Below are 23,590 nucleotides of genomic sequence, written 5' to 3' on the forward strand. Positions count from 1 at the left end.
ATAACATGATTTGGGAGACCTTTTGTTTTACGTGAGGGGCATGACTTTATTAAAAACAGAGAATGCAATAATATTTTTATTTCGAATAAGCTTTATACAAAGACAGAGAAATTATTTATTCGCATATTATAATAAGAATGCGTGTATATATAAAACCATTTGAAAAACTCTGTTGTTTCTTATGAATTATTCTTAAGTTAATAACAGATGTAACATTAAAGATTGATATAATAGACCGGCTTCTTAACTGTATAAGTATAAAAATGATGGTGTTTAGTAAGCTTTGTATTATATCCTCATTAAGAGATATGAAAACAAACGAAATGTCTTTTAGAAAGAAATGACTATCATATCAATGACTTTTTAATGATGTATATGTAGAGATTCATACAAACATGCTTTACAAAAATAATGACTCTCTTCCATGAATGTGATTTATCATTGTTTACCAAGTGAGAACATTTTGAGTGTTCATAAAAATTATTTCACAAACATATTATTAATTAATTGCGTTCAAAAAGCTTGCTATTTCATATGCATTTTGGAAATGGAGAGCTTATATTCAAAACTTAAAAGTTCTCATAGTTTTTACAAATAAGTTGAAGCTAAAAAGAGTATCCCATAAAGCCTTTTTTATCATTAGGAAGATGGACGTGTTACAATATAAATGGCAATCAGCAATAATATAACCGCAACAAGTAAAGAAATCCACAAAGGAGGGTGTAGCATTACAAAAAAGGATAAAAATCCTCCTGTCATACTCATCATTGCAAAAACTTTAACGAATGGAGAGATTGCTTTTTTTTCTTCCCATCGCTTAATAGGGGGACCAAAAATACGATGATTATTCAACCATTGATGAAAACGTGGAGAAGAACGCGTAAAACACCATGAGGCAACCAATAAAAAAGGCACAGTTGGCATAATAGGTAATACGACACCGATAATACCTAATATAACCATCGCCCACCCTGCTATATAATAGCAGATACGTAAAGGGTGCGATATCTTCAAATCTTTTTTCATTTTCTCGTACTATTTTCCTCTACGCAAAACCCTATACAAAAACATTGTATCTGTTTTTTTCTGTTTACATGTCTGAGTGCACAATTACGCTCTACCCCTTCATGCGTAAGTGTCTTTGCTGTTATAAGTTCCTTGAAAATACCGAATAGCTTACACAATATTATAATCATTTTAAATGATTTCAAGAAAAGAGGAGAGATTTTAGAAAAACAAAAAAATAAAAAGGCTGCAGAAGAAATCAATGCAGCCTCTTAATTAAGAATGCAGTGTTGGGGGGGAGAAAATTTACTGCATTCACCTGCTAGATATTAGGAGGAAAAATAACCTAGCACCCCAAACTCTAATTAAAATAAAAATGAGAAACAATATATAAAAATGCATGGCTGATATGCATGAATTTTAACACTTTCAAGTCTCTTGAACTGTGTTTCGACGAAAGAAAATCATCATGAAAATAGCCATAAAAATCAACGTCAAGATCAACACAATTGTGGAAGCAGAATCAGAGCCGATAAATAAGCTGAGATAAATCCCTAAAAAACCAGAAAAAGCTGCAACAAGTATCGCGATCATTAACATAAAAGAAAACCGCTTTGTGACAAGATAGGCAATTGCTCCTGGTGCTATCAGTAAAGAAATAACGAGTACGATACCTACAGCTTTCAAAGCCGCAACAATTGTAAGAGAAATCATCGTTAGCAGGGTATAGTGGAGTAGAGATATTGGTAACCCCATTGCACGTCCTTGAACTGTGTCAAAAATATACAGCATAAAGTCGCGCCATTTTGCTGCTAAAATAAAAGTGACAACAGCAGAAATGATTGCCGTCTGCGTTATATCAAGCCAGTTAACACCCAAGAGATTACCAAATAGAATATGATTCAAATCTAAGCTACTATAAATAGACGTGGCTAAAACAAGCCCCAAACCAAACATTGAAGAAAAGACCACACCCATCACCGTGTCCTGTTTGATACGGCTATTGCTCCCTAAAAAACCCGTTAATAGTGCACACACCATTCCTGCAACAAAAGCACCGCAAGTAATCAAAGTCATTGTAATATTCTCTGGACGCATATGCTGAAACCAAGCAAATGGCAAAGAAGTTAAAAATGCGATTACCCATGGTGTTGTCATATAACCAACAACAACACCTGGAAAAACTGCATGAGAAATGGCATCGCCTAACAGCGCCCATCCTTTCAAAATAAGAAAACAGGAAAGCATCGCCATGGGAATAGAAAGAATCATGACAATAAGCATACCCTTAAGCATAAAAGAAAACTGAAACGGAAGCAGTAATTGATCAATCATGATAATATTACACCCTTTTTTGCCGCATTTATGCGTAAGCGCGCAGCAATAAACCCATGTTTAGGAGCAAAAATAAAAGCCAAAACAAATAAAGATGCTTGAAAAAGCACTACAACCCCCCCCGTTTGTGCATTCAAAAAATAACTCACATAAACACCCAAGACACTTGTGAAGGTTCCAATTACAACTGCAATAACCAAGATGTTTACGAAACGATCACTTAAAAGATAGGCCGTTGCCCCAGGTGTCACAACAAGACAAATGACTAAGAACGCTCCAACGGTTTGCATCGCAGCAACGGTACAAGCGGCAAGCAATGTGAAAAAGAGAATCTTTAAAAATTTTACGTTTAATCCAATGGCATGCGCATGCGTTTCATCAAATAACGAAACAAGAAGATCTTTCCATTTCAAAAGCAATATAAGCAACGAAACAAAGCCGATAAAAGCCAATTGTAGAATATCTGTTGAACTCACTGCTAAAATATTTCCCAAAACAATCGTATCAATATTAACAGCCATTGGTTTTAATGATTTGAGAAACAACCCAAAGGCAAAAAAGGAAGAAAAAATGAGCCCAATAATGGTATCTTCTTTAAGCTTTGTCCGGTGGTTAAAAAAGAGCATTGCTGCTGCTGCAAGACCACCAGAAAAAAAAGCGCCGAGTGAAAAAGGTAACCCTAAAAGGTAAGCTCCTGCTACACCAGGAACAATCGAATGGGAAAGTGCATCACCAATCAATGACCAACCTTTTAACATCAAAAAAGCTGAAAGAAAGGCACAAACACACCCAACTAACCCAGAAACCCACATTGCATTCACCATATATTGATAGCTCAGTGGCTCAAGCAACCAAGAAATCATGCAACGTGCTCCACTCTTTCAATATCTTCACAAACTGCAGACTGCTTTCTTCCCATGAAAACATCATTTTTTTTTGTGGTTTGAAGATCAAAAATATGGTGATGCAAAGACCCTCCAAAAGTTTTCTCCAGATTTTCCTTTGTAAAGATTTTTTCTGTTAACCCAGAAGCTAAAACAGTACCTTTTATTAAAACTGTATGATCACAAAATTCGCGAACAGAACCCAAATTGTGAGTTGAAACCAAGATCACTGCTCCTTCTTTACGAAGATCTTGTAGCAAAGCAATGATTTTATCTTCTGTTGTAACGTCAACCCCTGTAAACGGCTCATCTAATAAAATAGCTTTTGCTTTCTGTGCAAGAGCGCGCGCTAGAAAAACACGCTTTTTCTGTCCACCAGAAAGTTCTCCAATTTGGCGCTTGGCAAAAGCCAGCATATCAACACGTTCTAAGGCAATACGAACGGCTTCATAATCTTGTGTACGGGCATAGCGAAAGAAATTCATATGACCGTACCGCCCCATCAATACAACATCTTCAACCAAGACAGGAAAATTCCAATCAACATCTTCACTTTGAGGAACATAAGCAATAAGATTTTTTTTCAAAGCTACATCAACGGGCAAATCAAACATGCGAATTTTTCCCTTTGAGGGGCGTACAAACCCCATAATCGCTTTAAATAACGTTGACTTACCGGATCCATTAACACCAACCAATGCCGTAATAGAACCCTTTGGACTTTCAAAATTCACTTCGCGTAAAGCTGTATGTCCATTACGATATGTTACCGTTACTCCTTGGGCAAAAATTCCACATTCCGTCATTGGTTTTTTACTCCCTCTACTAAAGCATTGCTAATACGCCCACTCGTGACACGTAATAAATCAATATAAGTGGGTACCTCACCATTTTTTTCACTTAAAGAATCAACATAAAGAACACCACCGTATTTAGCTCCTGTTTCTCTGGCAACCTGCTTAGCAGGCGCAGGGGAAATAGTGCTTTCAGAAAAAACTGCATGAATATTGTATTTGCGAACCATATCAATAACATGCTTGACCTGCTGTGGTGTTCCTTGTTGGTCAGCATTGATGGGCCATAAATAAAGTTCTTTTAGATCAAAATCACGCGCCAAATAGCTAAAAGCCCCCTCACTGGTCACAAGCCAACGTTTATCTTGCGGTACAGCTTCTAATTCAGCCCTAATTGGATCAATCGTTGCACGAATTTTCTGTTTATAAATTTCAGCATTCTGTTTATAAATTTCAGCATGTTCAGGATCATATTTTACAAAAGCATCGCGAATATTATCAACGTAAATCAAAGCAGAGGTCGGTGACATCCACGCATGAGGATTGGGTTTACCGCTAAAGGGGCCCTCACCAATTTTAATGGGTACAATACCTTTTGAAACAACAACACTTGGAACATCCTTGATATTTTGAAAAAACTTTTCAAACCAAAGCTCTAACTCTAAACCATTCCACAATACAAGGTTAGCTCCCTGAGCACGCATAAGATCGCGTGGGGTGGGTTGGTATTCATGAATTTCCGCACCTGGTTTTGTAATGGATTCAACATCAGCGGCATCACCTGCTACATTGCGTGCCATATCAGCAATGATAGTGAATGTCGTAACAGCTTTAAATTTACCAGCACACAAAGCAAAATTGGGTGTAAAAAAAATAACACTTCCAAAAACTATGGTGAAAAACGTTCTTACGTTCATTGATTCTCTCTTTCCTTTATATGCCTTCTTTTTATTGCAAATAATTTGCATTATCATTTAGCAATAGCAGTTATCTTTTACATTTGCAATGAAGGATTAAGAGAAAAAATAACTTTTCAAGATGTTTAAAAACAGTTTTTTCATATTGAAAAAATTGATGATTTAAGCAGCTTGTTTTGGTAAGGAGGTCCCCTTTCAAGAAGTTCTATAGCTCTTGAATGCCAAACAAAAAGGGAGCACGCAAAGATGCTCCCACTTCATGTAAAATATCTCATAAAAAATGAGTATACTCAGTAGCGCAAATATGCACCTGTCATTTTGGTAACATTATCCACGATCTTTGAGGCAAGCTTTTCTAAATCTTCATCTGTTAGAGTCCGTTCTATGGGCTGAATAGTTACTTCAATTGCAACAGATTTTTTATCTTCACCAAAGCTTAAATCTTCAAAAATATCAAAAACCTGCACTGAATGAATAAGTTTTTTATCGGCTCCGCTTGCCGCCCGAATAATAAGAGAAGAGGCAACAGTTTTATCCGCTATAAAGGCAAAATCACGCCGCACCGTTTGAAAAGGTAAGAGTTTCAAAGGAGGACGGCTTTTGGTCGTTTTTTTCTTTGATTCTGGAATTCGATCTAGAAAAATTTCAAAGCCGCATAAAGGTCCACTGACATCTAACTTTTCTAATGTAGCAGGATGAAAAACACCAAAAAAACCAAGAATAATCTTTGATCCAAGTTTTATGACACCTGAACGACCAGGATGATACCAATCCGGTGCTCCAACTTCAATCTGCACTTTCCCAACATCCATATCGCATGCTTCTAAAATAGCTAAGGCATCTGCTTTGGCATCAAAAACATCAACGACGGTTGCATTTCCATTCCAAAAACGCCCAGCCCCTTTAAATTGCTCTGTTCCGCGACGAATTCCACTAACAACACGGTGTTGTTTATCAGGGGTGTCGCCCTCATAAATACTTGAAACTTCAAACAAAGCAAGATCGGAAAAACCACGATCAGCATTTCTTTGTGCCGCCATAATCAAGCCAGGTAAAAGGGAAGGACGCATCATTGACATATCAGCAGCAATAGGATTAACTAATTTAAGCTCTTCTTGACCTCCTCCAAAAGCAAGAGCTTGATTTTCAGAAATAAAAGACCATGTCACCGCTTCTTTCATACCACGTTGCACTAGAGCCAAACGTGTAGCACGTGAACGAATTTGTGCGCATGTTAAAATTTGATCTTTTCCTTCTGCAAAGTTTTCCAAAGGAATAGGTTTAATTTCATCTAACCCATAAATTCTCATAACCTCTTCCACCAAATCGGCTTTACCCATAATATCAGGGCGCCATGATGGTACTTTTACCGTAACGACTTCTCCTTTTCCTTCAACAAAAAATCCAAGTTTTGTTAAAATAGAGATGACTTTTTCAGGTTCTATTTCCAAATTTGTTAAACGTTTAATTTCAGAAAAAGGAAAAGCGATCTGTTTGATTTCTTGTTGCTGATAGCCAACGATCTTCTTTTTAGATACTTCACCACCACAAAGACGTAAGACCAATTCTGTTGCAATCTCAAGTCCTGTTTCTATAAAATCCGGGTCAACACCTCGTTCAAATCGATAACGTGCATCACTGATAAGACCTAATGCTCTTCCTGTTTGTGCAATGCTTCGCGCATCCCAAAGCGCCGATTCAATAATAATGCGATGTGTTGTTTCATCACAACTCGTTCTTTCACCGCCCATGATACCGGCAATCGAAACAACCCCCTCGTCATCTGCAATGACACAATTTTTAGGGCCCAGATGATAGATTTTTCCGTTCAGTGCTTGAAGCTGCTCTCCTTCACGCGCGCAACGTACACACAAATTACCTTTAATTTTATCTGCATCAAAAACATGGAGTGGACGACCAAGGTCAAAACTGATGTAATTGGTCATATCAACAAGCGCATTAATCGGTCTCAGACCAATTGCATTCAAACGCTGTTGCATCCACTGTGGTGATGCACCATTTTGAACATTGCGCACTTCACGCCAAGCAAAACCTAAACATAATGATGAATCTTGCGAAAAATCTAATGAAACATCGAGAGGTGTTTCAAAGGAAGAATCAAATTTTGACAAGGATAATTCTTTTAATTTTCCCATTCCAGCGGCAGCAAGATCACGTGCAATACCACGAACACCTGTGCAATCGGAACGATTAGGGGTCAAACCAATATCAATAACCGGATCATCTAAACCAGCATAAGCTGCAAATGAACCTCCAATAGGTGCATCTTCTGGAAGTTCAATAATCCCATCATGCTCATTTGATAATTCAAGCTCCGCTTGTGAACACATCATCCCAAAACTTTCAACACCTCGGATTTTTCCTACAGATAATGTTACATCAAGTCCTGGAATATAAGTGCCTGGTAGTGCCAGAACACCAACAAGACCTGCGCGTGCATTTGGTGCTCCACAGACAACTTGAACAGGTGTGGAAGTCCCTGTATCGACTGATAAAATTTGAAGTTTATCTGCATCAGGATGCTTTATTGCTGTTAAAACTTTTGCAATCACAAAACCTTTTAAAGAAGACCGATCATCAACGTAATCAACCTCAAGACCTATAGCGGTTAATTTTTCACAAATTTCATTCAAAGATGCATTTGTTTCTAAGTGATCTTTTAACCAGGACAATGTAAACTTCATTTTAAAACCTCACATGAAAGCGATGACTAAGATCACACATTTCTATTAGGAAAAAAAGCAGGCATATCAAAGCAACGAAAGCCATAATGGTCTAACCAACGCAGGTCAGCATCAAAAAAAGCCCGCAAATCAGGCATACCGTATTTCAACATGGCAATACGATCAATGCCCATGCCCCATGCAAAACCTTGATATTCATCTGGATCTAAACCAACATTTTTCAACACCTGGGGATGCACCATTCCGCATCCTAAAATTTCCAACCAATCCTGCCCTTCTCCGAACTTTACTTCTGAACCAGAACGATCACATTGAATATCTACCTCCATAGATGGTTCGGTAAAAGGGAAAAAAGAGGGACGAAAACGCATTTTTACAGAGGGAACTTCAAAAAATGCTTTACAAAAAGTTTCATGCAGCCACATCATATGTGCAATGGTGGAGGTTTTATCAATGACAAGACCCTCGACCTGATGGAACATGGGAGAATGTGTTGCATCCGAATCCATGCGGTAAGTTTTTCCAGGAATAATGATTCGTATCGGTGCTTTTTGTTTTTCTAGTGTGCGAATTTGTACGGGTGATGTATGGGTTCGCAATAATTTTCGTTCTCCCATTTTATCAACATCAAAAAAGAAGGTATCATGCATTTCACGCGCTGGATGCCCTTCAGGAAAATTCAATGCTGTAAAATTATAATAATCTGTTTCAATATCAGGTCCCTCTGCAAGAGAAAAACCCAACTTTGTATAAATGGCAATAATTTCCTCAATCACTTGTGAAATAGGATGAATGCGTCCCCGTTCTATAGGTGAAGAGCGAACAGGCAAGGTAACATCAACTGTTTCACGAGAAAGACGGGCATCCATTGCCTGTCTTTTCAGAAGATCACGCTTTTGTGCCCATAATTCTAAAATGCGATTTTTTAATCCATTAAGAACTGGTCCAACTTTATGGCGCTCGCCAGCATCCATTTTTCCTAATTCTTTTAATTTTTCAGAGATACTACCTTTTTTACCCAATGCTGCAATACGCACTTCTTCAAGTGCTTGTTCATCACCTGCTGCCTCTAAGGCTAAACAAATTTCTTGTTCCAGACGCTCAATATCATTCATATTTTTGCCTATTTTTTAATAAAGAAAAACCCGCACTCGCAATAGCCAGCACGGGACCTCGAATAAATGAATGCTTTAAGAGAACACGACTGGCTTATTTGACAGCGCCTTCGAAAGCATTAGGTGTCGTATCTTTTAAATATTCTAAAGCTTTTTTTGCCGAAGCAACTAAAGCAGAAAATGCTTCTGCCTCATGGATTGCTATATCTGAAAGAACCTTACGATCAACCTCAATACCGGCTTTTGATAAGCCATCAATAAAACGTCCATAAGTTAAACCTTCTGCGCGAACAGCCGCATTAATTCTCTGAATCCACAAAGCACGGAAAGTACGTTTCCTATTTTTGCGGTCACGATAAGCGTATTGCTTTGAACGATCAACCGCTGCTTTAGCTGCACGAATGGTATTTTTACGACGACCGTAAAAACCTTCAGCCTGTTTAAGAACTTTTTTGTGCTTAGCGTGTGCTGTCACACCTCTTTTCACACGAGCCATATTATAATCTCCTCAAAATCAAAAGCGTAAGGTTTAAATACCATTCGGCAAATAATGCTGAATGACTTTTTTAGCATCTTGTTCACACAAAACCATTGTTCCACGTGCATCGCGAATAAATTTATTCGAACGCTTAATCATGCCGTGGCGCTTACCGGCAGCTGCTACTTTAATTTTGCCTGACGCAGTGATTTTAAACCGCTTTTTAGCGGATGATTTGGTCTTCATCTTGGGCATTTTGCTACTCCGTACATTAATTTATTCAATCAAACATTTTATTCACTCAAGCGGACCAACGCTTGAACAAGCATTTAAACAGCCACGGCATGCCCTGCCGGGCGGCTCTTAAAGACGTTTTCATAAGCTAGTATACACAAAATAGCAAGACCGTATTACAAAAAAATCGGCGCTCCATTGTCTTGAAGCTCAACCAAAGGTGCTGGAATTGCATTTGTTTTGATGGCTGCTTTACATAAATCGGCAATAATGCATTGCGTACATTGTGGTTTACGGGCTTGACAAATATAGCGACCATGTAAAATCAGCCAATGATGCGCATGGCGAATATAATGAACCGGTATAATCTTTAATAATTTTTTCTCAACAATTTCTGGTGTTTTTCCAGGCGCCAAACCAAGACGGTTGCTTAAGCGAAAAATATGTGTATCTACTGCCAATGTAGGCTGACCAAAAGCAACATTCAAGACCACATTAGCCGTTTTGCGCCCAACTCCAGGAAGGGCCATGAGTGCTTCACGCGTATCGGGTACTTGACCACCATATTGATTAATTAAACAGTTGCAAAGCGCATAAACATTACGTGCTTTTGCACGCCAAAGGCCAAGTGAACGGATATGATTTGCTATTTCTTCTTCCCCTAATGCAACCATTTTTTCCGGTTGATCAGCAAGGAAAAATAATTCTTTTGTCGCTTTATTAACGCTTACATCTGTCGCTTGAGCCGAAAGCACAACGGCAACTAAAAGTGTAAAAGTATTTATATAGTTAAGATCACTCTTAGGTGTTGGGCGTTGCACAGAAAAACGGCGAAATATTTCCGCAATTTCATCTTTATTATACAATATACTAGATAAATTTCGCACCTTTGATAATTTTATGTTACTTTGAGGCATTGAACTCTCTTAAATCTTCTCTCTTGAAGTTATCATTCACGCTCGCCATATGAGAGGAGTGCAGCGAACACTTTTATAGAGTTTGGTCAAGTAAAGCCGTTTTAAAGAGGATACTCATGAATGACACATGTGACGCCTTTCTCCAATCCTTTTCTTTTAGGGTTTGAAACCGTAGAAAAAATATTGCAACGTATCGGTAAAGCTGATGAGGCTTACCCAGCCTATAATATTGAACGTTTGCATAAAAGTGATGATGCAAATCATATCCGGATAACTTTGGCTGTTGCTGGATTTAAGATTAACCATCTTAATATTTTACTCGATGATAATCAATTGGTTATTCATGGTAAACAAACAGACAACCAAAATCATCAATATTTATATCGCGGTATAGCTGCGCGACAATTCCAGCGAATCTTTGTTCTCGCGGAAGGGATGCATGTTACAAATGCAGAGTTGAAAAATGGTCTTTTATCAATTAATCTGTATCAACCAAAATTAAAAAAAGAAATAAAACAGATTCCAATTAAAGTCAGTAGTGGTGAGTCATAAAAGTTAAGGCGTAAAGGAACAGTGAAATGGGAGAACACAAACAAAACTTGTCGTTTCAGAACACATCCTACTCTGATGCGGGACAGATTGCCTATTTAAAAAAAGTTTGTACAGATGATCTGGCTAAAAACTTTCCAGATCTTCCACCAATGACCCCAGGCATTACGATATGGGCTCTCTTTGGTGAAACAGGTTATCCTATCATTTTATCCGATGAGCGTTCTATCGCCCTTGCTGGAGCCAATGAGCATGAACTACAAATTGTAACTCTGCACTAGATTACCTTACGAGAAAAAGCTGTACTCTTTATAAATTCTATCTGTTTTTTCGTAAAGGGTGTAATGTGAGTTATAATTAGATTAAGTATTGATTTATATTCATAATTAATTTTTTACAACTGGAATGAGAGTCCCGAATATCATAAGGTTCTCTCATTTGAGATCTTCTTATATTGAAACAATTAAAGTCACTTGCTTGATGTCATAAGCAGGGAGAGCCATGTGGATAAAAACACTTGAAGAAAGGAATAAAAATATCTCTTTTTAATTGTCTCAATTACCAAGGACGTTCACGATATGGGGATAAAAAAATGTATGATGGTGTCAGTTTTCTTCTTCATAAGTGTGAAGATGTCCCTTATAGATTTATATTATTCACGGGGGCTGTTATACCATTCATAGGCGCTATCGTGAAATGGGCTCGAGTGCATTGAAAGATGTCTCTTTAAAATGAGTATAAAGGCTATACAAGTGTATTTTGTTTGGTGTGTTTTGTTCTTCCTTAGGGGAGTAGCTCTATTGAAGAGTGTAAAAACAAAAGCATGAGATAATGCGTCATCATTATTTAAAAGATATTTTTTATGAATGCGTTTGAAAGGTGTAAAGCTGAATTATAAGGAGATGATAGATTTTTATCACGATTTCTTTATATTCTTTCCAATTCCAGAAATTACGCAAACAGATAGATGCAATATGCTAACCAAATCTGGCATACAAAAATCTGGAACAGTTCGTGTCATACTGAAGCGTTTTGATATTTGTCTCAAACGTGGACTTGCACAGGGATTAGATGTTGATTAACAGGTAATAAAAAACAAAGGCTTTATGAAAAAGTTTATGCAGAGCTTTTAATTTTGTGCTTCAAATGCCGCAGTACAAGGTATTTTTCTCTTTTGAATATTAAAGCTCTTGTTTTTATAATGAAGTTACAGCACAACAAGCAAAATGGAATTATTTGAGGGGAAAAAAATAATGCCTTCTTACCGTTCAAGAATATCAACCCACGGGCGTAATATGGCAGGAGCCCGCGGACTTTGGCGTGCAACAGGGATGAAAGATACTGATTTTGGTAAACCCATTATTGCGATTGCGAATTCTTTTACACAATTTGTACCAGGGCATGTCCATTTAAAAGATCTTGGGCAATTAGTCGCACAACAGATAGCAGTTGCCGGTGGTGTTGCGAAAGAATTTAATACCATTGCTGTAGATGATGGAATTGCGATGGGGCACGATGGAATGCTCTATTCGTTGCCCTCACGTGAAATCATTGCTGATTCTGTAGAGTATATGGTTAATGCACACTGTGCAGATGCACTTGTTTGTATTTCTAATTGTGACAAAATTACACCTGGTATGTTAATGGCTGCTTTACGGTTGAATATTCCGACAATCTTTGTTTCAGGCGGTCCTATGGAAGCAGGTAAGATTAAATGGAAGGATCAAGATCTAACGGTTGATTTGGTCGATGCCATGGTTGCAGCAGCTTCAGAACAAAATTCAGAAGAAGAAGTTGCTGAAATGGAGCGTGCTGCTTGTCCTACATGTGGTTCTTGTTCAGGAATGTTTACGGCCAATTCTATGAATTGCTTAACGGAAGCATTGGGGCTTTCTCTTCCCGGAAATGGATCAATGTTAGCAACACATGCAGATCGACGAATGCTTTTTGAAGAAGCTGGAAAACAGATTGTTGCATTGGTTAAACGTTATTATGAAGAAGATGATGAAACAGTTTTGCCGCGCTCTATTGCTTCACGCAAGGCTTTTGAAAATGCAATGACCGTTGATATTGCCATGGGGGGATCAACCAATACAGTACTGCATCTTTTAGCTGCAGCGCAAGAAGGTGAGGTGGATTTTACCATGACGGATATTGATCATCTTTCACGTTGTGTTCCTGTTTTATGTAAGGTTGCTCCTGCTGTTGCAAATGTACATATGGAAGATGTTCATCGCGCTGGTGGTATTATGGGGCTTTTAGGTGAACTGGATGCGGCAGGACTCATTGATACATCAACTTATACGGTTCACGCAAAAACAATGAAAGAAGCTCTTTACCGCTGGGATGTAAAGCAAACTAATGAGCCAACAGTTCATGCATTTTATCGTGCCGCTCCAGGTGGTATTCCAACACAGACAGCTTTTAGTCAATCTTGTCGCTATGAGACCCTTGACCTTGATCGTGAAAAAGGTGTGATTCGCGATAGGGAACACGCATATTCACAAGATGGAGGATTGGCAGTTCTTTATGGGAATCTTGCAAAAGATGGCTGCATTGTAAAAACAGCAGGCGTTGATCAATCAATTTTAACTTTTAAAGGTCCGGCAAGAATTTTTGAAAGCCAAGATTCAGCTGTTTCAGCTATATTAACTGATAAGATTAAAACAGGTGAAATTGTTTTAATCCGTTATGAAGGCCCACGTGGTGGACCTGGAATGCAAGAAATGCTTTATCCAACGAGTTATCTCAAATCTAAAGGATTAGGCAAGGTTTGTGCACTTGTTACAGATGGACGTTTTTCAGGGGGAAGTTCAGGGCTCTCAATAGGACATATTTCACCAGAAGCTGCTGAAGGAGGAGAAATTGCGTTGGTGGAAGAGGGGGATATCATAGAAATTGATATTCCAAATCGTAGAATTCATATGTTGGTGGATGACGTTGAGATGAAGCAGCGCCGTTCTAAGATGGAAGCAAAAGGAAAAGGCGCTTGGCAACCGATTGAGAAGCGTCAGCGTAAAGTTTCAAAGGCTCTCAAAGCCTATGCAGCGATGACCACATCTGCTGCAAAGGGTGCAGTACGTAATATTTGATGAGTTGAATAGAGATAGTGCTCTGATTTTTTGCATCTTTTGCACGATATTCTAAGCTAATTATTTTATGAGTTTATGAACTTTTATCAGAATATTTCGAGTCATGATGAGTATGATTAAAAAGCTATCAATACAACTAAAAACTGCGGTAGATTGCTTATTTTAGCAGCTATGTAAGACAGATACAGTATAATTACTTTTCATATCATATTCCAATCTTATATGAGATTATGATTTCTTATTACTCATAATTTATGAAAGATATTTATTGTACTGGTGGCATTATCTTGTTGTACCGTAAAAACACTGTCATTTAGAGCTGTGATATACGGCATCTTCCTTAAATATTAAGTGTGTTTTTAGTGTGTGGTGAATATTCTTAGACTTGTTTGTAAAGCTTTGAGTTTAAGAGAAGCGCATGATTAGGAAGTCAAGGAAAATCCGTTAGAAGCTGGACTATTTGCAGACTTTATTCGAATGAAAATCCTTATCCATTAAGGTGTGGGAAGGAGTTGAAGGATGTTTATGAAAATAAAGTACAGCTGTGATATATCTGATTATATGTTTCATATGAAAACAGTAAAAGAGCTCTTTATAACTTAAAATGTGAAGAAAATACGAGACCCATTATCCATGAATTTATTATGCAAAATGGGATGGTATTCCAACACTGACAGTTTTAAACTAAAAATATTGCTATGATAACAATAATATTGATCGTGAAAAAGCATAATTCATTAAATATGGCGTATTTGCAACGTGGAGGAGATTTCATGACAATCTTTACAAAAAACGACTATCTTGTAAAAATAGTCGATCTTGACCAATTTTTTGTATAAGAGCCAATATTAATCTAAGGGAATATGAAATATAATGCATAGGGTTTTGCCTATAGGCAATTACACTTATCAAAATATATTATGTAGAAAAGCGATGGGAATACGATAAATAACTGTTTATGCTGTGGTATATCAAAAATGGTTACGTTATCTCCTATTAAGAAGGTTTTTTAATAAAAAATAACATCTGTTTTCTATAAAGGGTTACTCTTTTCAAGCTGTTTGAGGTGGTAAATTGCTTCTAAAGCTTGTTTAGGAGAGAGTTCATCGGGATGAATATTTTTTAAAGCTTCGTGAAGTATACAATGTTTGTTTTTTGCTTCATTGACGGGAGATGTTGCTTTAAGAGAAAAGAGTGGTAAATCATCAATGAGTTTATGTCCTTTTCCAGCCATTTCGCCTTGTTCTAATTGATGGAGTACATCTGTTGCTCGTGTAATAACGGCTGGGGGAAGTCCAGCAAGCTTTGCGACTTGTACACCATAGGAACGGTCAGCGGCTCCTGGTGTGACCTCATGAAGAAAAACTACATCACCATCCCAATTTTTGACTTTCATGGTTACATTATGCAGTCTGTCAAGTTTTTCGGTAAGTGCAGTCATTTCATGAAAATGGGTAGCAAGAATAGCACGACAATGGTTAACTTCATGGAGATATTCAACAGCAGCCCAAGCAATAGAAAGTCCATCAAAGGTTGATGTTCCACGTCCTATTTCATCAAGAATAACAAGGGAATGGTGGCTAGCATGATTGAGAATCGTTGCTGTTTCAACCATTTCCATCATAAAGGTTGAGCGCCCTCGTGCAAGATCATCGGAAGCCCCAACGCGACTAAATAGGCGATCAACGACACCAATATGTGCTGAAGTTGCTGGAACGAAGGACCCCATTTGCGCCATAATAGCAATAAGAGCATTTTGCCGCAAAAAAGTTGATTTTCCTCCCATATTAGGCCCTGTCAACAGCCAGATTGCTGCATATTGCTGATTTTCTTGCACAGAGAGATCACAATTATTGGCAATAAAGGGTTCTGCGGCTTGTTTGCGGAGTGCTTGCTCGACGACAGGATGGCGTCCTGCTGTAATGCGAAAGGTAAGTGAAAGATCAATTTTAGGGCGGCAATATCCTTGTTCTTCAGCAAGATATGCTAAAGCGACAGAGACATCTAAAATAGCAAGTGCTTCAGAGGCTTTACGAATAAAATCAACTTGTTCGGTAATTTCCTGAACGAGAATATCAAAAATCTCTAGTTCAAGTGTCAATGCGTGATTGGCAGCATGGGCAATACGGCTTTCAAGGTCAGCAAGCTCTGTTGTCGTAAAACGCATGGCGTTTGCCATTGTTTGCCGATGAATAAAACGTGCTTTAGCTTCTGGATTATTTGTAAGAGCAGATGCTTGTGTGCTGGTTACTTCAATGAAATAACCTAGAATATTATTATGCTTTATTTTAAGCGTCTTAATATCTGTTTCTTGGGCATATTGCGCTTGAAGTTCAGCAATGACACGGCGAGATTCATCACGTAAAGCACGCATTTCATCGAGCTCTTTATGATAATTAGAACGAATAAAACCACCATCACGTTTAAGAAGTGGGAGATCATCAGCTAATGCCTGTTCTAAATGAAAGTATAACGCTGTGGGTAATTTTGAGAACACCTGTTGTACATCACTTATTTCTTGAGGCAGAAGCTCATTATCAAGAAGTTGATGCAATTCACGAATGATTTCAAAGCCACGCTGGATTGTCGCCATATCACGGGGACCTCCTCGTCCAAGAGCCAAACGTGAAACGGCGCGGGGCATATCTGGTCCCCCCTTTAAAATAAGCTTTATCGCTTCTGCAAGAGAAGGATTACGTAGAAAAAAATCGATAGAATCCAAACGCGTATCAATAGCTGAAGGAGTGGTGAGGGGAGCAATAAGGCGGTCAATAAGAAGGCGTGATCCTCCTCCTGTTACAGTGCGATCAATAGCTTTTAATAAACTTCCATCCCGTTGACCTGATGTCGTTCGAATAAGTTCAAGGCTTAGTCTGGTTGCGGCATCAATAAAAAGAGTTGCACTTTCATTTTGGCGTTCAGGCTGCATGAGGGGAGGGCGATGCGTGATTTGTGTTTTTTCGATATAACGAATAGCAGCTACAATTGCAGAGAGTTCACAGCGTGAATAATCGGCAACGCCTTCAAGAGTTGAGAGTTTAAAATAATTGCAAATATCGCGTTCAGCGGTGAGTGCATCAAAGAGACAAGCAGGTTGAGGTGAAACGATACGATCAAGAACACTAAAAAGTGACTTGTGAGATTTATCATGAAAAAATGAATCAGAAACAATAATTTCTTGTGGATCCACACGCATAATATCTGCTAAAAGTTTTTCTTGGCGGCTCTCTGTTACACGAAATATGCCTGTTGAGATATCAATCCAAGAAAGAGCAAATTCCTCTCCATCGCTAGTTTTTATACGGGAAAGTGTCATCAAATAATTTGCGCGTGTTGGATCAAGGAGTTTTTCTTCTGTTATTGTTCCAGGTGTTACAAGACGAACAACATCACGCCGAACAACAGATTTTGAGCCACGTTTTTTTGCTTCAGCAGGATCTTCTATTTGTTCACAAACAGCAACTCGGTAACCACAAGCAATCAGTTTTTGTAAATAATCATCTGCAGCATGAACGGGAACACCACACATAGGAATATCTTGTCCTAAATGTTTTCCGCGTGCTGTGAGTGTGATTCCTAAAGCCTGAGCAGCTTCAATCGCATCATTAAAAAATAATTCATAAAAATCCCCCATTCGGTAAAAGAGAAGGGAATCATGATGGACGGCTTTGATTTCTATGTACTGCTCCATCATAGGTGTAAGACGTTCTTGAGAGGAAGCAGATGGGGAGGCAGGCTGTGGAATTAAATTATTTTTATGATTGTTTTTTTTATCCATTTGTACGAGGCCTGTTTCCTTTAAGTGAAGTTTTTACTCTTTTTTGTTTACTTCAATATCTATTTATCTCTAAATTGCAACGCATCATCAGATTTGCTAAGGCAAGAATAGCGATTTCTAATATATGAATCAAATTTAATGACTATACGCATTATCAAGCAAAATTTACACTGTTTTTGGAGAAAATAAAGTGAGATGAAAAAGAGCGAGCAAGATCAGAAAATGTCTCAAACTGTTTACAGTGCGAGCGAAAGAGAAGCTCTAGATTTTCATAGTCGTGGTCGACCAGGAAAGCTTGAGATTGTTGCAACAAAGTCTATGGCAACACAGCATGATTTAGCACTTGCTTATTCACCAGGTGTTGCAGTTCCAGTTAAGGCAATTGCTCAAAATCCAGCGCTAGCTTATGATTATACAGCAAAAGGTAATCTTGTTGCTGTTATTTCAAATGGAACCGCTATTTTAGGGTTAGGCAATTTAGGTGCACTTGCCTCTAAGCCGGTCATGGAAGGCAAAGCAGTGCTGTTTAAGCGTTTTGCGGATATTGATTCCATTGATTTAGAAATTGATATAAACGATACAGAAAGTTTTATCAATTTGGTGCGCCATTTAGAACCTTCTTTTGGTGGAATTAATCTTGAAGACATTAAGGCGCCAGAATGCTTTATGATTGAAAGCCGCCTACGCGAGGTGATGAATATACCTGTTTTTCACGATGATCAACACGGTACAGCGATTATTGTTGCTGCGGGTGTTCTCAATGCTTTGACTTTAACAGGGCGTGATATGCAAAATACGCGGTTAGTTTGTAATGGTGCTGGTTCTGCAGGGATTGCTTGTATTGAATTGATTAAAGCGATGGGCTTTCGTTCCGAAAATATCATATTATGTGACACAAAGGGTGTGGTCTATGAAGGCCGCAAAGAGGGAATGAATCAGTGGAAATCTGCGCATGCTATTCAAACAGATAAACGTACGCTTATGGAAGCAATGGAAGGTGCAGATATATTTTTTGGGGTTTCTGCTAAAGGTGCTCTTACTCCTGAAATGGTAAGATCCATGGCACCCCAGCCGATCATTTTTGCTATGGCTAATCCCGATCCAGAAATTACGCCGGAAGAGGTTATGCAAGTGCGTCATGATGCCATTGTAGCAACAGGACGTTCCGATTATCCAAATCAGATTAATAATGTTCTTTGTTTTCCTTATATATTTCGTGGTGCGCTTGATGTGCGTGCAAGAGTTATTAATGAAGACATGAAGATTGCTGCGGCAAAGGCTCTTGCTAATTTAGCGCATGAAGAAGTGCCTGACAGCGTTGCAGAAGCTTATCATGGAAAGCGATTAAAGTTTGGTCCTAACTATATCATCCCTGTTCCTTTTGATCCGCGTTTATTTACGGTTGTTTCAATAGCGGTAGCAAAAGCAGCAATGGAAAGCGGTGTTGCGCAAAAGAACATAAATGATTTAGAGTCCTATGAGCGCGATTTGAATGCGAGACGTGATCCTACTTCCTCGATGATGCGTGGGGTTTATAACCATGTTCGTCAAGCGCCAAAACAAATTGTCTTTGCAGAAGGTGAAGAAGAGCAAGTTATGCGGGCAGCCGTTTCCTATGTTCATCAAAAATTAGGACAAGCAATTTTGGTTGGTCGTGAAGAGCAAGTAAGAGAAGCGGCTGTTATCGCTGGAATTGATCTGGAGCGTGAAGGTATTTCTATTATGAATGCTAAGCTTTCTTGCCGTACAGATGCTTATGCGAATTATCTTTATAAAAAAATGCAGCGTCAAGGTTGGCTGTTGCGTGATTGTCATCGTCGTATCAATAATGATCGCAATTATTTTGCTGCGTGTATGGTGGCACTAGGAGATGCTGATGCAATGGTTACAGGGGTGACACGCAATTATGAAACAGCGTTGATCGATATACGTCGTGCAATTGATGAAAAACCAAAAGAACGATTGATTGGTATTTCAATGGCTATTTGCCGTGGACGAATTGTGTTTATTACGGATACAGCCGTTTATGAAAATCCTAATGCTGAAGAACTTGCAGATATAGCTGAACAAGCAGCTTCATTTGTGCGAGGATTTGGATATCAACCACGGGTAGCATTTTTAGCATTTTCTACATTTGGTTATATGAAAGGGAAGACGACGCAGCAAATTCAGGATGCGATTAATATTTTGCATGAACGCAAAGTTGATTTTGAGTTTGATGGAGAAATGAGTGCTGATGTGGCACTCAATTCCAAATTGATGCAGCAATATCCATTTATGGGATTAACGGAGCCTGCTAACATTTTGGTTATGCCTGGATATCACGCATCTTCCATTGCAAGCAAAATGTTACAAGAACTCGGTGAAGCAACTATCATTGGTCCTATTTTAATTGGATTGGAAAAATCTGTCCAAATTGTACCGTTTAGTGGGAGCGATACAGATGTTGTCAATATTGCAATGCTTGCGGCTTATCATGCCGCAAAAGTCGTCTAAAGGAAAAAAGCCCCTAATATACCAATAATATATCAAGGGGCTTTTTGATAGCAAAAAAAATAAATTTTTTAAGAGGGCTGTATTTGATTGTCTTTTTGCTCTTCAGAAAGACGCTTTTGGAAGAGTGCTGCAAAATCAATAGGATCAATCCACAAAGGTGGAAAACCACCACTTTGAGTAGCATCAGATATAATTTGGCGAGCAAATGGAAATAAAAGACGGGGACATTCAATAAAGACCAGTGGCATAACATGTTCTTGTGGAATGTTTTTAAGGTGAAAAACACCACCGTAAATAAGTTCTACATGAAATAAGGTTTCAGTTTCATCATTGGCTTTGACGGAGAGAGACAAAACGACATCATAATTGTCATCACCAATTGGGTTAGCATTGACGTTAATATTGATATCAATTTGTGGTGATTTTTCACGTGTACGTAATGAACGAGGAGCACCAGGGTTTTCGAATGATAAATCTTTTAAATATTGAGTTAATACAGCAAAAACCGGCTCTCCACCACTGTTATTCATTTCATCTTCGGCCATACGACAAACCTCTTCCATTATAATATGTATATTTATTTTAGATCTAAAGACCAGATTGGTTATCACGCCTTGCAAAAGGTTGCAAGAAATGCGCTCTTTATCTTGAATATTTTTTTAGTTTGTTACAGATTTTTTAGGCATTTCAATGGTTATCATCATTTTTGCGCCATGGAGATTCTGTCGTATCATGAATTGTGTAATCTTCTGCTTTAAGATCAATTATTTTTTCAGAGTTATTTTTTCTTTTAGTATTGGGATTCATTTTGTTTTTTAATGATGCAAAGAAATGCCAAGCAACAGAGCGAATTGGTTTAATAAGAAGTAATATTCCCAAGAGATCAGTGACAAAGCCGGGAAGAATAAGTAAAATTGCACTAAACATGATGAAAGCATCATTAATAATATTATTCTCTAATGTGCGTCCTTGGATAAGTTCATTTTGTATATTTTTTAAAAGGCTAATCCCTTGAATTCGCAATAAAACAACCCCAACTATGGTTGTGAGAATAACCAAACTCAAGGTTGCCAAAATACCAATTTCTTGACCAACAAAGATAAAACCAGCAATCTCGATTAAAAGAATGCAAAGAAAGATAACAACAAAAAAACGAGGATTTATAGAATAAAGTTTTATCACATGAAAGTTTCCTTCTAGATGAGTAGGGGGAGAAATTCTTAAGAGAACTCCGTTTAAATACAAAATCTATAAAAATATTTGAATGATAAGATTCCTTATTTTACATATTTATTGATAAATGGTATTGACTGCAATGTTTATTAGAGACTTAAGCTTTGGAGATTGACAGCGCCTATGGAATTTGACGTTATACTTGTCATAGCTCTTGTTGTTATGGTTGTTATTTTTGTGCAACTCCGTAATGTATTAGGGAAACGAATTGGGTTTGAAAAGCCACCCTTTGATCCTTATTCACGACGTTCTAAAAAACAAGTTGAAGCAGAAACGGCTGATAATATTGTTTCGTTCCCTCATCAGAAAAATTCACAAAAAGACGACTTTAGTGAAATTGATAAAATTTCACCGGAGGGGAGTGTTTTGAATAAAAATTTGCGGGAATTTCATAGAATTGATCCTCATTTTTCTCCTCAACTTTTTATAAAAGGTGCACAAATTGCGTATGAAATGATTGTAACAGCTTTTGCCAAAGGTGATCGCAATCAACTTAAAAGCTTGCTTTGTCAGGATGTTTTTGAGAGCTTTTGTATGGCTATTGAGCAACGAGAAAAAAATAAAGAAAGAATAGAATTCACTTTTGTTGGAATTAATAAGGCTGAATTTGTTGCGGCGGCAATACAAGAAAAAGATGAACTTTTAACGATACGTATTGTCAGTGAGATGATTTCTGTTACTTATAATGAACAGGGCGAGCGTATAGACGGTGATCCTGATGCTATTGTAGAAATCAGGGATATTTGGACTTTTGTTCGCAATAGTTTATCGTCAGATCCCAACTGGAAGCTTTTTGCTACAGAAAATGAAAATTAAAATACTTTTTGTTTTTCTTCCATAAGCATTCAATGATTTATGAGAAATTAAAATGTCCTCAAGTAAATGGAGACAAAAAAGAGATTTATTGGCTTCACAAGATCGTCTTTTATGGGAGATGGTTTGTCGTACGATAACACCGCTTCACGGTAAGATGCTCTCTTCTGCTTCAGAAACTATTGCAAATATTAATGATAAAAAACAGCCTGTAACTCAAAACTCCTCATTGTCTCAGGAAAATCAACAACCCTCGACAATTATTAAAAGAGAAAAGAGGTCAGTTACACAAGCACAAAAGATTCATTTCTTTGATCATGTTGCATATCGTAAAATTTCCCAAGGTCGTTGTCCTCTTGAGGCGCGTCTTGATCTCCATGGTTATATGCAGGAAGAAGCTTATTTTTTCTTAAAAAAATTTCTACAGTCCTCTCAGCAGAGAGGATTGCGTTATGTCCTTGTGATTACAGGAAAAGGACGATCCGTTGGGAGCGATGGAGCTTTGTATAGATTTGTTCCGTATTGGTTATCAACACCAGCTTTTCGATATTATGTCCACGCGTTTGAGCAAGCAGCGCGTCAGCATGGCGGAGAAGGTGCGCTTTATGTTTGGTTGCGCCGTTTTGTGTCGGGAGAAGGAAAGTGATGTTATTGTGGTCGCTCTAGATTTTATATTTATTTATACTTATAATTTATTGTTTTTGTATATTTCGTAAGAGCCTTGAATACAATACTCCCTTCTTTATAATTTTTTATAAAAAATTATAAAGATATTATTTTACATTCTACGTATTGCTTCACGCTTTTGTTTATCGCATTCTTTAACGGGGCACATCCCTCACGCAAAACAGAATGATATTGAATTGCATATATTCACAGGCTTGTTTTAAAGAAACATTTCTCAACGCTCCCAAGCCTATTTTGCGACGGCATCCGTGAAGAGTATAATGATAAATCCATGAAGCACCCCCTATCTTTATACTTAATAAAAGGGCAATCTGGCATCATCATACACTTTGCCATCTCTCAATGTTGCAACAACCCTTTAAGTCCTTGGCACTTGAAAGCATTTATAAGAGGCATGCTTTTCTTTAAGTGTTTTTAACTCTCCACAGTTCTCATCTCGCTCGTGACGCCCAAACAAAAGATTTTGATTGTTTCAATATAAGAGGACTTAAAATGAGAGAGATATAAATGGATCTCATTCAGGTTGCAAAGCGATAAATTATTTTTATAAACCACAGC

20 protein-coding genes are annotated in these 23,590 nt (G+C 37.9%); 7 read left to right on the top strand and 13 right to left on the bottom strand.

What is annotated here, in order from left to right:
• Nucleotides 1-639: 639 nt before the first annotated feature.
• The 10 genes from ACFINR_RS02170 to nth form a co-directional block, all read right to left on the bottom strand.
• Nucleotides 640-1,026 (bottom strand): YbaN family protein, encoded by a 387-nt coding sequence (locus ACFINR_RS02170; protein ID WP_375611405.1) that lies wholly within the window; start codon nucleotides 1,024-1,026, stop codon nucleotides 640-642.
• Nucleotides 1,027-1,434: 408 nt separating this feature from the next.
• Nucleotides 1,435-2,340 carry a metal ABC transporter permease gene (locus ACFINR_RS02175; RefSeq protein ID WP_273790250.1) on the bottom strand — a complete coding sequence of 302 codons (906 nt, stop codon included), beginning with the start codon at nucleotides 2,338-2,340 and terminating at the stop codon, nucleotides 1,435-1,437.
• Nucleotides 2,337-3,203 (bottom strand): metal ABC transporter permease, encoded by an 867-nt coding sequence (locus ACFINR_RS02180; RefSeq protein ID WP_375611406.1) that lies wholly within the window; start codon nucleotides 3,201-3,203, stop codon nucleotides 2,337-2,339. The genes ACFINR_RS02175 and ACFINR_RS02180 overlap by 4 nt, the downstream gene beginning before the upstream one ends.
• A complete protein-coding gene (locus tag ACFINR_RS02185) occupies nucleotides 3,200-4,030 on the bottom strand; it encodes a manganese/iron ABC transporter ATP-binding protein (RefSeq protein ID WP_375639725.1) in 831 nt (276 codons plus the stop codon). The genes ACFINR_RS02180 and ACFINR_RS02185 overlap by 4 nt, the downstream gene beginning before the upstream one ends.
• On the bottom strand, nucleotides 4,027-4,935 hold the full coding sequence (locus ACFINR_RS02190) for a metal ABC transporter substrate-binding protein (RefSeq protein ID WP_375611408.1): 909 nt from the start codon (nucleotides 4,933-4,935) through the stop codon (nucleotides 4,027-4,029). Before ACFINR_RS02190 ends, ACFINR_RS02185 begins: the two co-directional genes overlap by 4 nt.
• Nucleotides 4,936-5,225: 290 nt before the next feature.
• Nucleotides 5,226-7,640 (bottom strand): phenylalanine--tRNA ligase subunit beta, encoded by a 2,415-nt coding sequence (gene pheT, locus ACFINR_RS02195; RefSeq protein WP_375652400.1) that lies wholly within the window; start codon nucleotides 7,638-7,640, stop codon nucleotides 5,226-5,228.
• Nucleotides 7,641-7,672: 32 nt separating this feature from the next.
• Nucleotides 7,673-8,755, bottom strand: coding sequence for a phenylalanine--tRNA ligase subunit alpha (gene pheS, locus ACFINR_RS02200; protein WP_375612817.1), 1,083 nt, complete (start codon nucleotides 8,753-8,755; stop codon nucleotides 7,673-7,675).
• Nucleotides 8,756-8,849: 94 nt separating this feature from the next.
• Nucleotides 8,850-9,251, bottom strand: coding sequence for a 50S ribosomal protein L20 (gene rplT / locus ACFINR_RS02205; protein WP_012754515.1), 402 nt, complete (start codon nucleotides 9,249-9,251; stop codon nucleotides 8,850-8,852).
• Between the two features lie 33 nt (nucleotides 9,252-9,284).
• The gene (gene rpmI / locus ACFINR_RS02210) at nucleotides 9,285-9,488 is read right to left on the bottom strand and encodes a 50S ribosomal protein L35 (RefSeq protein ID WP_183193590.1); all 204 of its coding nucleotides are present in this window, start codon (nucleotides 9,486-9,488) and stop codon (nucleotides 9,285-9,287) included.
• A gap of 155 nt (nucleotides 9,489-9,643) precedes the next feature.
• Nucleotides 9,644-10,384, bottom strand: coding sequence for an endonuclease III (gene nth / locus ACFINR_RS02215; protein ID WP_375652401.1), 741 nt, complete (start codon nucleotides 10,382-10,384; stop codon nucleotides 9,644-9,646).
• Nucleotides 10,385-10,504: 120 nt separating this feature from the next.
• Between nth and ACFINR_RS02220 the strand changes: the two genes are divergently transcribed.
• The 4 genes from ACFINR_RS02220 (at nucleotide 10,505) to ilvD (ending at nucleotide 14,025) form a co-directional block, all read left to right on the top strand.
• A complete protein-coding gene (locus ACFINR_RS02220) occupies nucleotides 10,505-10,936 on the top strand; it encodes an Hsp20 family protein (protein WP_375632150.1) in 432 nt (143 codons plus the stop codon).
• Nucleotides 10,937-10,962: 26 nt separating this feature from the next.
• Entirely contained in the window at nucleotides 10,963-11,214 is a 252-nt protein-coding gene (locus ACFINR_RS02225; RefSeq protein ID WP_012754519.1) for a DUF1150 domain-containing protein, read from the top strand.
• A gap of 621 nt (nucleotides 11,215-11,835) precedes the next feature.
• Nucleotides 11,836-12,015, top strand: a complete 180-nt coding sequence (locus ACFINR_RS02230; protein ID WP_375652402.1) for a hypothetical protein — start codon at nucleotides 11,836-11,838, stop codon at nucleotides 12,013-12,015.
• A gap of 171 nt (nucleotides 12,016-12,186) precedes the next feature.
• Nucleotides 12,187-14,025 carry a dihydroxy-acid dehydratase gene (gene ilvD, locus ACFINR_RS02235; RefSeq protein ID WP_375611414.1) on the top strand — a complete coding sequence of 613 codons (1,839 nt, stop codon included), beginning with the start codon at nucleotides 12,187-12,189 and terminating at the stop codon, nucleotides 14,023-14,025.
• 1,033 nt (nucleotides 14,026-15,058) lie between these two features.
• On the opposite strand, the gene mutS is transcribed toward ilvD, so the two are convergent.
• Nucleotides 15,059-17,803, bottom strand: a complete 2,745-nt coding sequence (mutS, locus tag ACFINR_RS02240; protein WP_375632151.1) for a DNA mismatch repair protein MutS — start codon at nucleotides 17,801-17,803, stop codon at nucleotides 15,059-15,061.
• 195 nt (nucleotides 17,804-17,998) lie between these two features.
• On the opposite strand from mutS, the gene ACFINR_RS02245 reads away from it, so the two are divergent.
• Nucleotides 17,999-20,299 carry an NADP-dependent malic enzyme gene (locus ACFINR_RS02245; RefSeq protein WP_375632152.1) on the top strand — a complete coding sequence of 767 codons (2,301 nt, stop codon included), beginning with the start codon at nucleotides 17,999-18,001 and terminating at the stop codon, nucleotides 20,297-20,299.
• Nucleotides 20,300-20,367: 68 nt separating this feature from the next.
• Here ACFINR_RS02245 and secB read toward each other — a convergent pair whose 3' ends face one another.
• Together secB and ACFINR_RS02255 are read right to left on the bottom strand one after the other, a co-directional pair.
• Nucleotides 20,368-20,844 (bottom strand): protein-export chaperone SecB, encoded by a 477-nt coding sequence (gene secB, locus ACFINR_RS02250; RefSeq protein ID WP_375632153.1) that lies wholly within the window; start codon nucleotides 20,842-20,844, stop codon nucleotides 20,368-20,370.
• 142 nt (nucleotides 20,845-20,986) lie between these two features.
• Nucleotides 20,987-21,481, bottom strand: coding sequence for an FxsA family protein (locus tag ACFINR_RS02255; RefSeq protein ID WP_375632154.1), 495 nt, complete (start codon nucleotides 21,479-21,481; stop codon nucleotides 20,987-20,989).
• A 174-nt stretch (nucleotides 21,482-21,655) separates the two neighbouring features.
• Between ACFINR_RS02255 and ACFINR_RS02260 the strand changes: the two genes are divergently transcribed.
• Both ACFINR_RS02260 and ACFINR_RS02265 read left to right on the top strand, forming a co-directional pair.
• Nucleotides 21,656-22,348: a Tim44/TimA family putative adaptor protein gene (locus tag ACFINR_RS02260; RefSeq protein ID WP_375612823.1), complete on the top strand. Its 693-nt coding sequence runs from the start codon at nucleotides 21,656-21,658 to the stop codon at nucleotides 22,346-22,348.
• Between the two features lie 52 nt (nucleotides 22,349-22,400).
• A complete protein-coding gene (locus ACFINR_RS02265; protein ID WP_375652403.1) occupies nucleotides 22,401-22,991 on the top strand; it encodes a Smr/MutS family protein in 591 nt (196 codons plus the stop codon).
• The last annotated feature ends 599 nt before the right edge of the window (nucleotides 22,992-23,590 follow it).

It is taken from the genome of Bartonella sp. AP19HLJMH (assembly GCF_042196245.1).
Taxonomy (GTDB): domain Bacteria; phylum Pseudomonadota; class Alphaproteobacteria; order Rhizobiales; family Rhizobiaceae; genus Bartonella.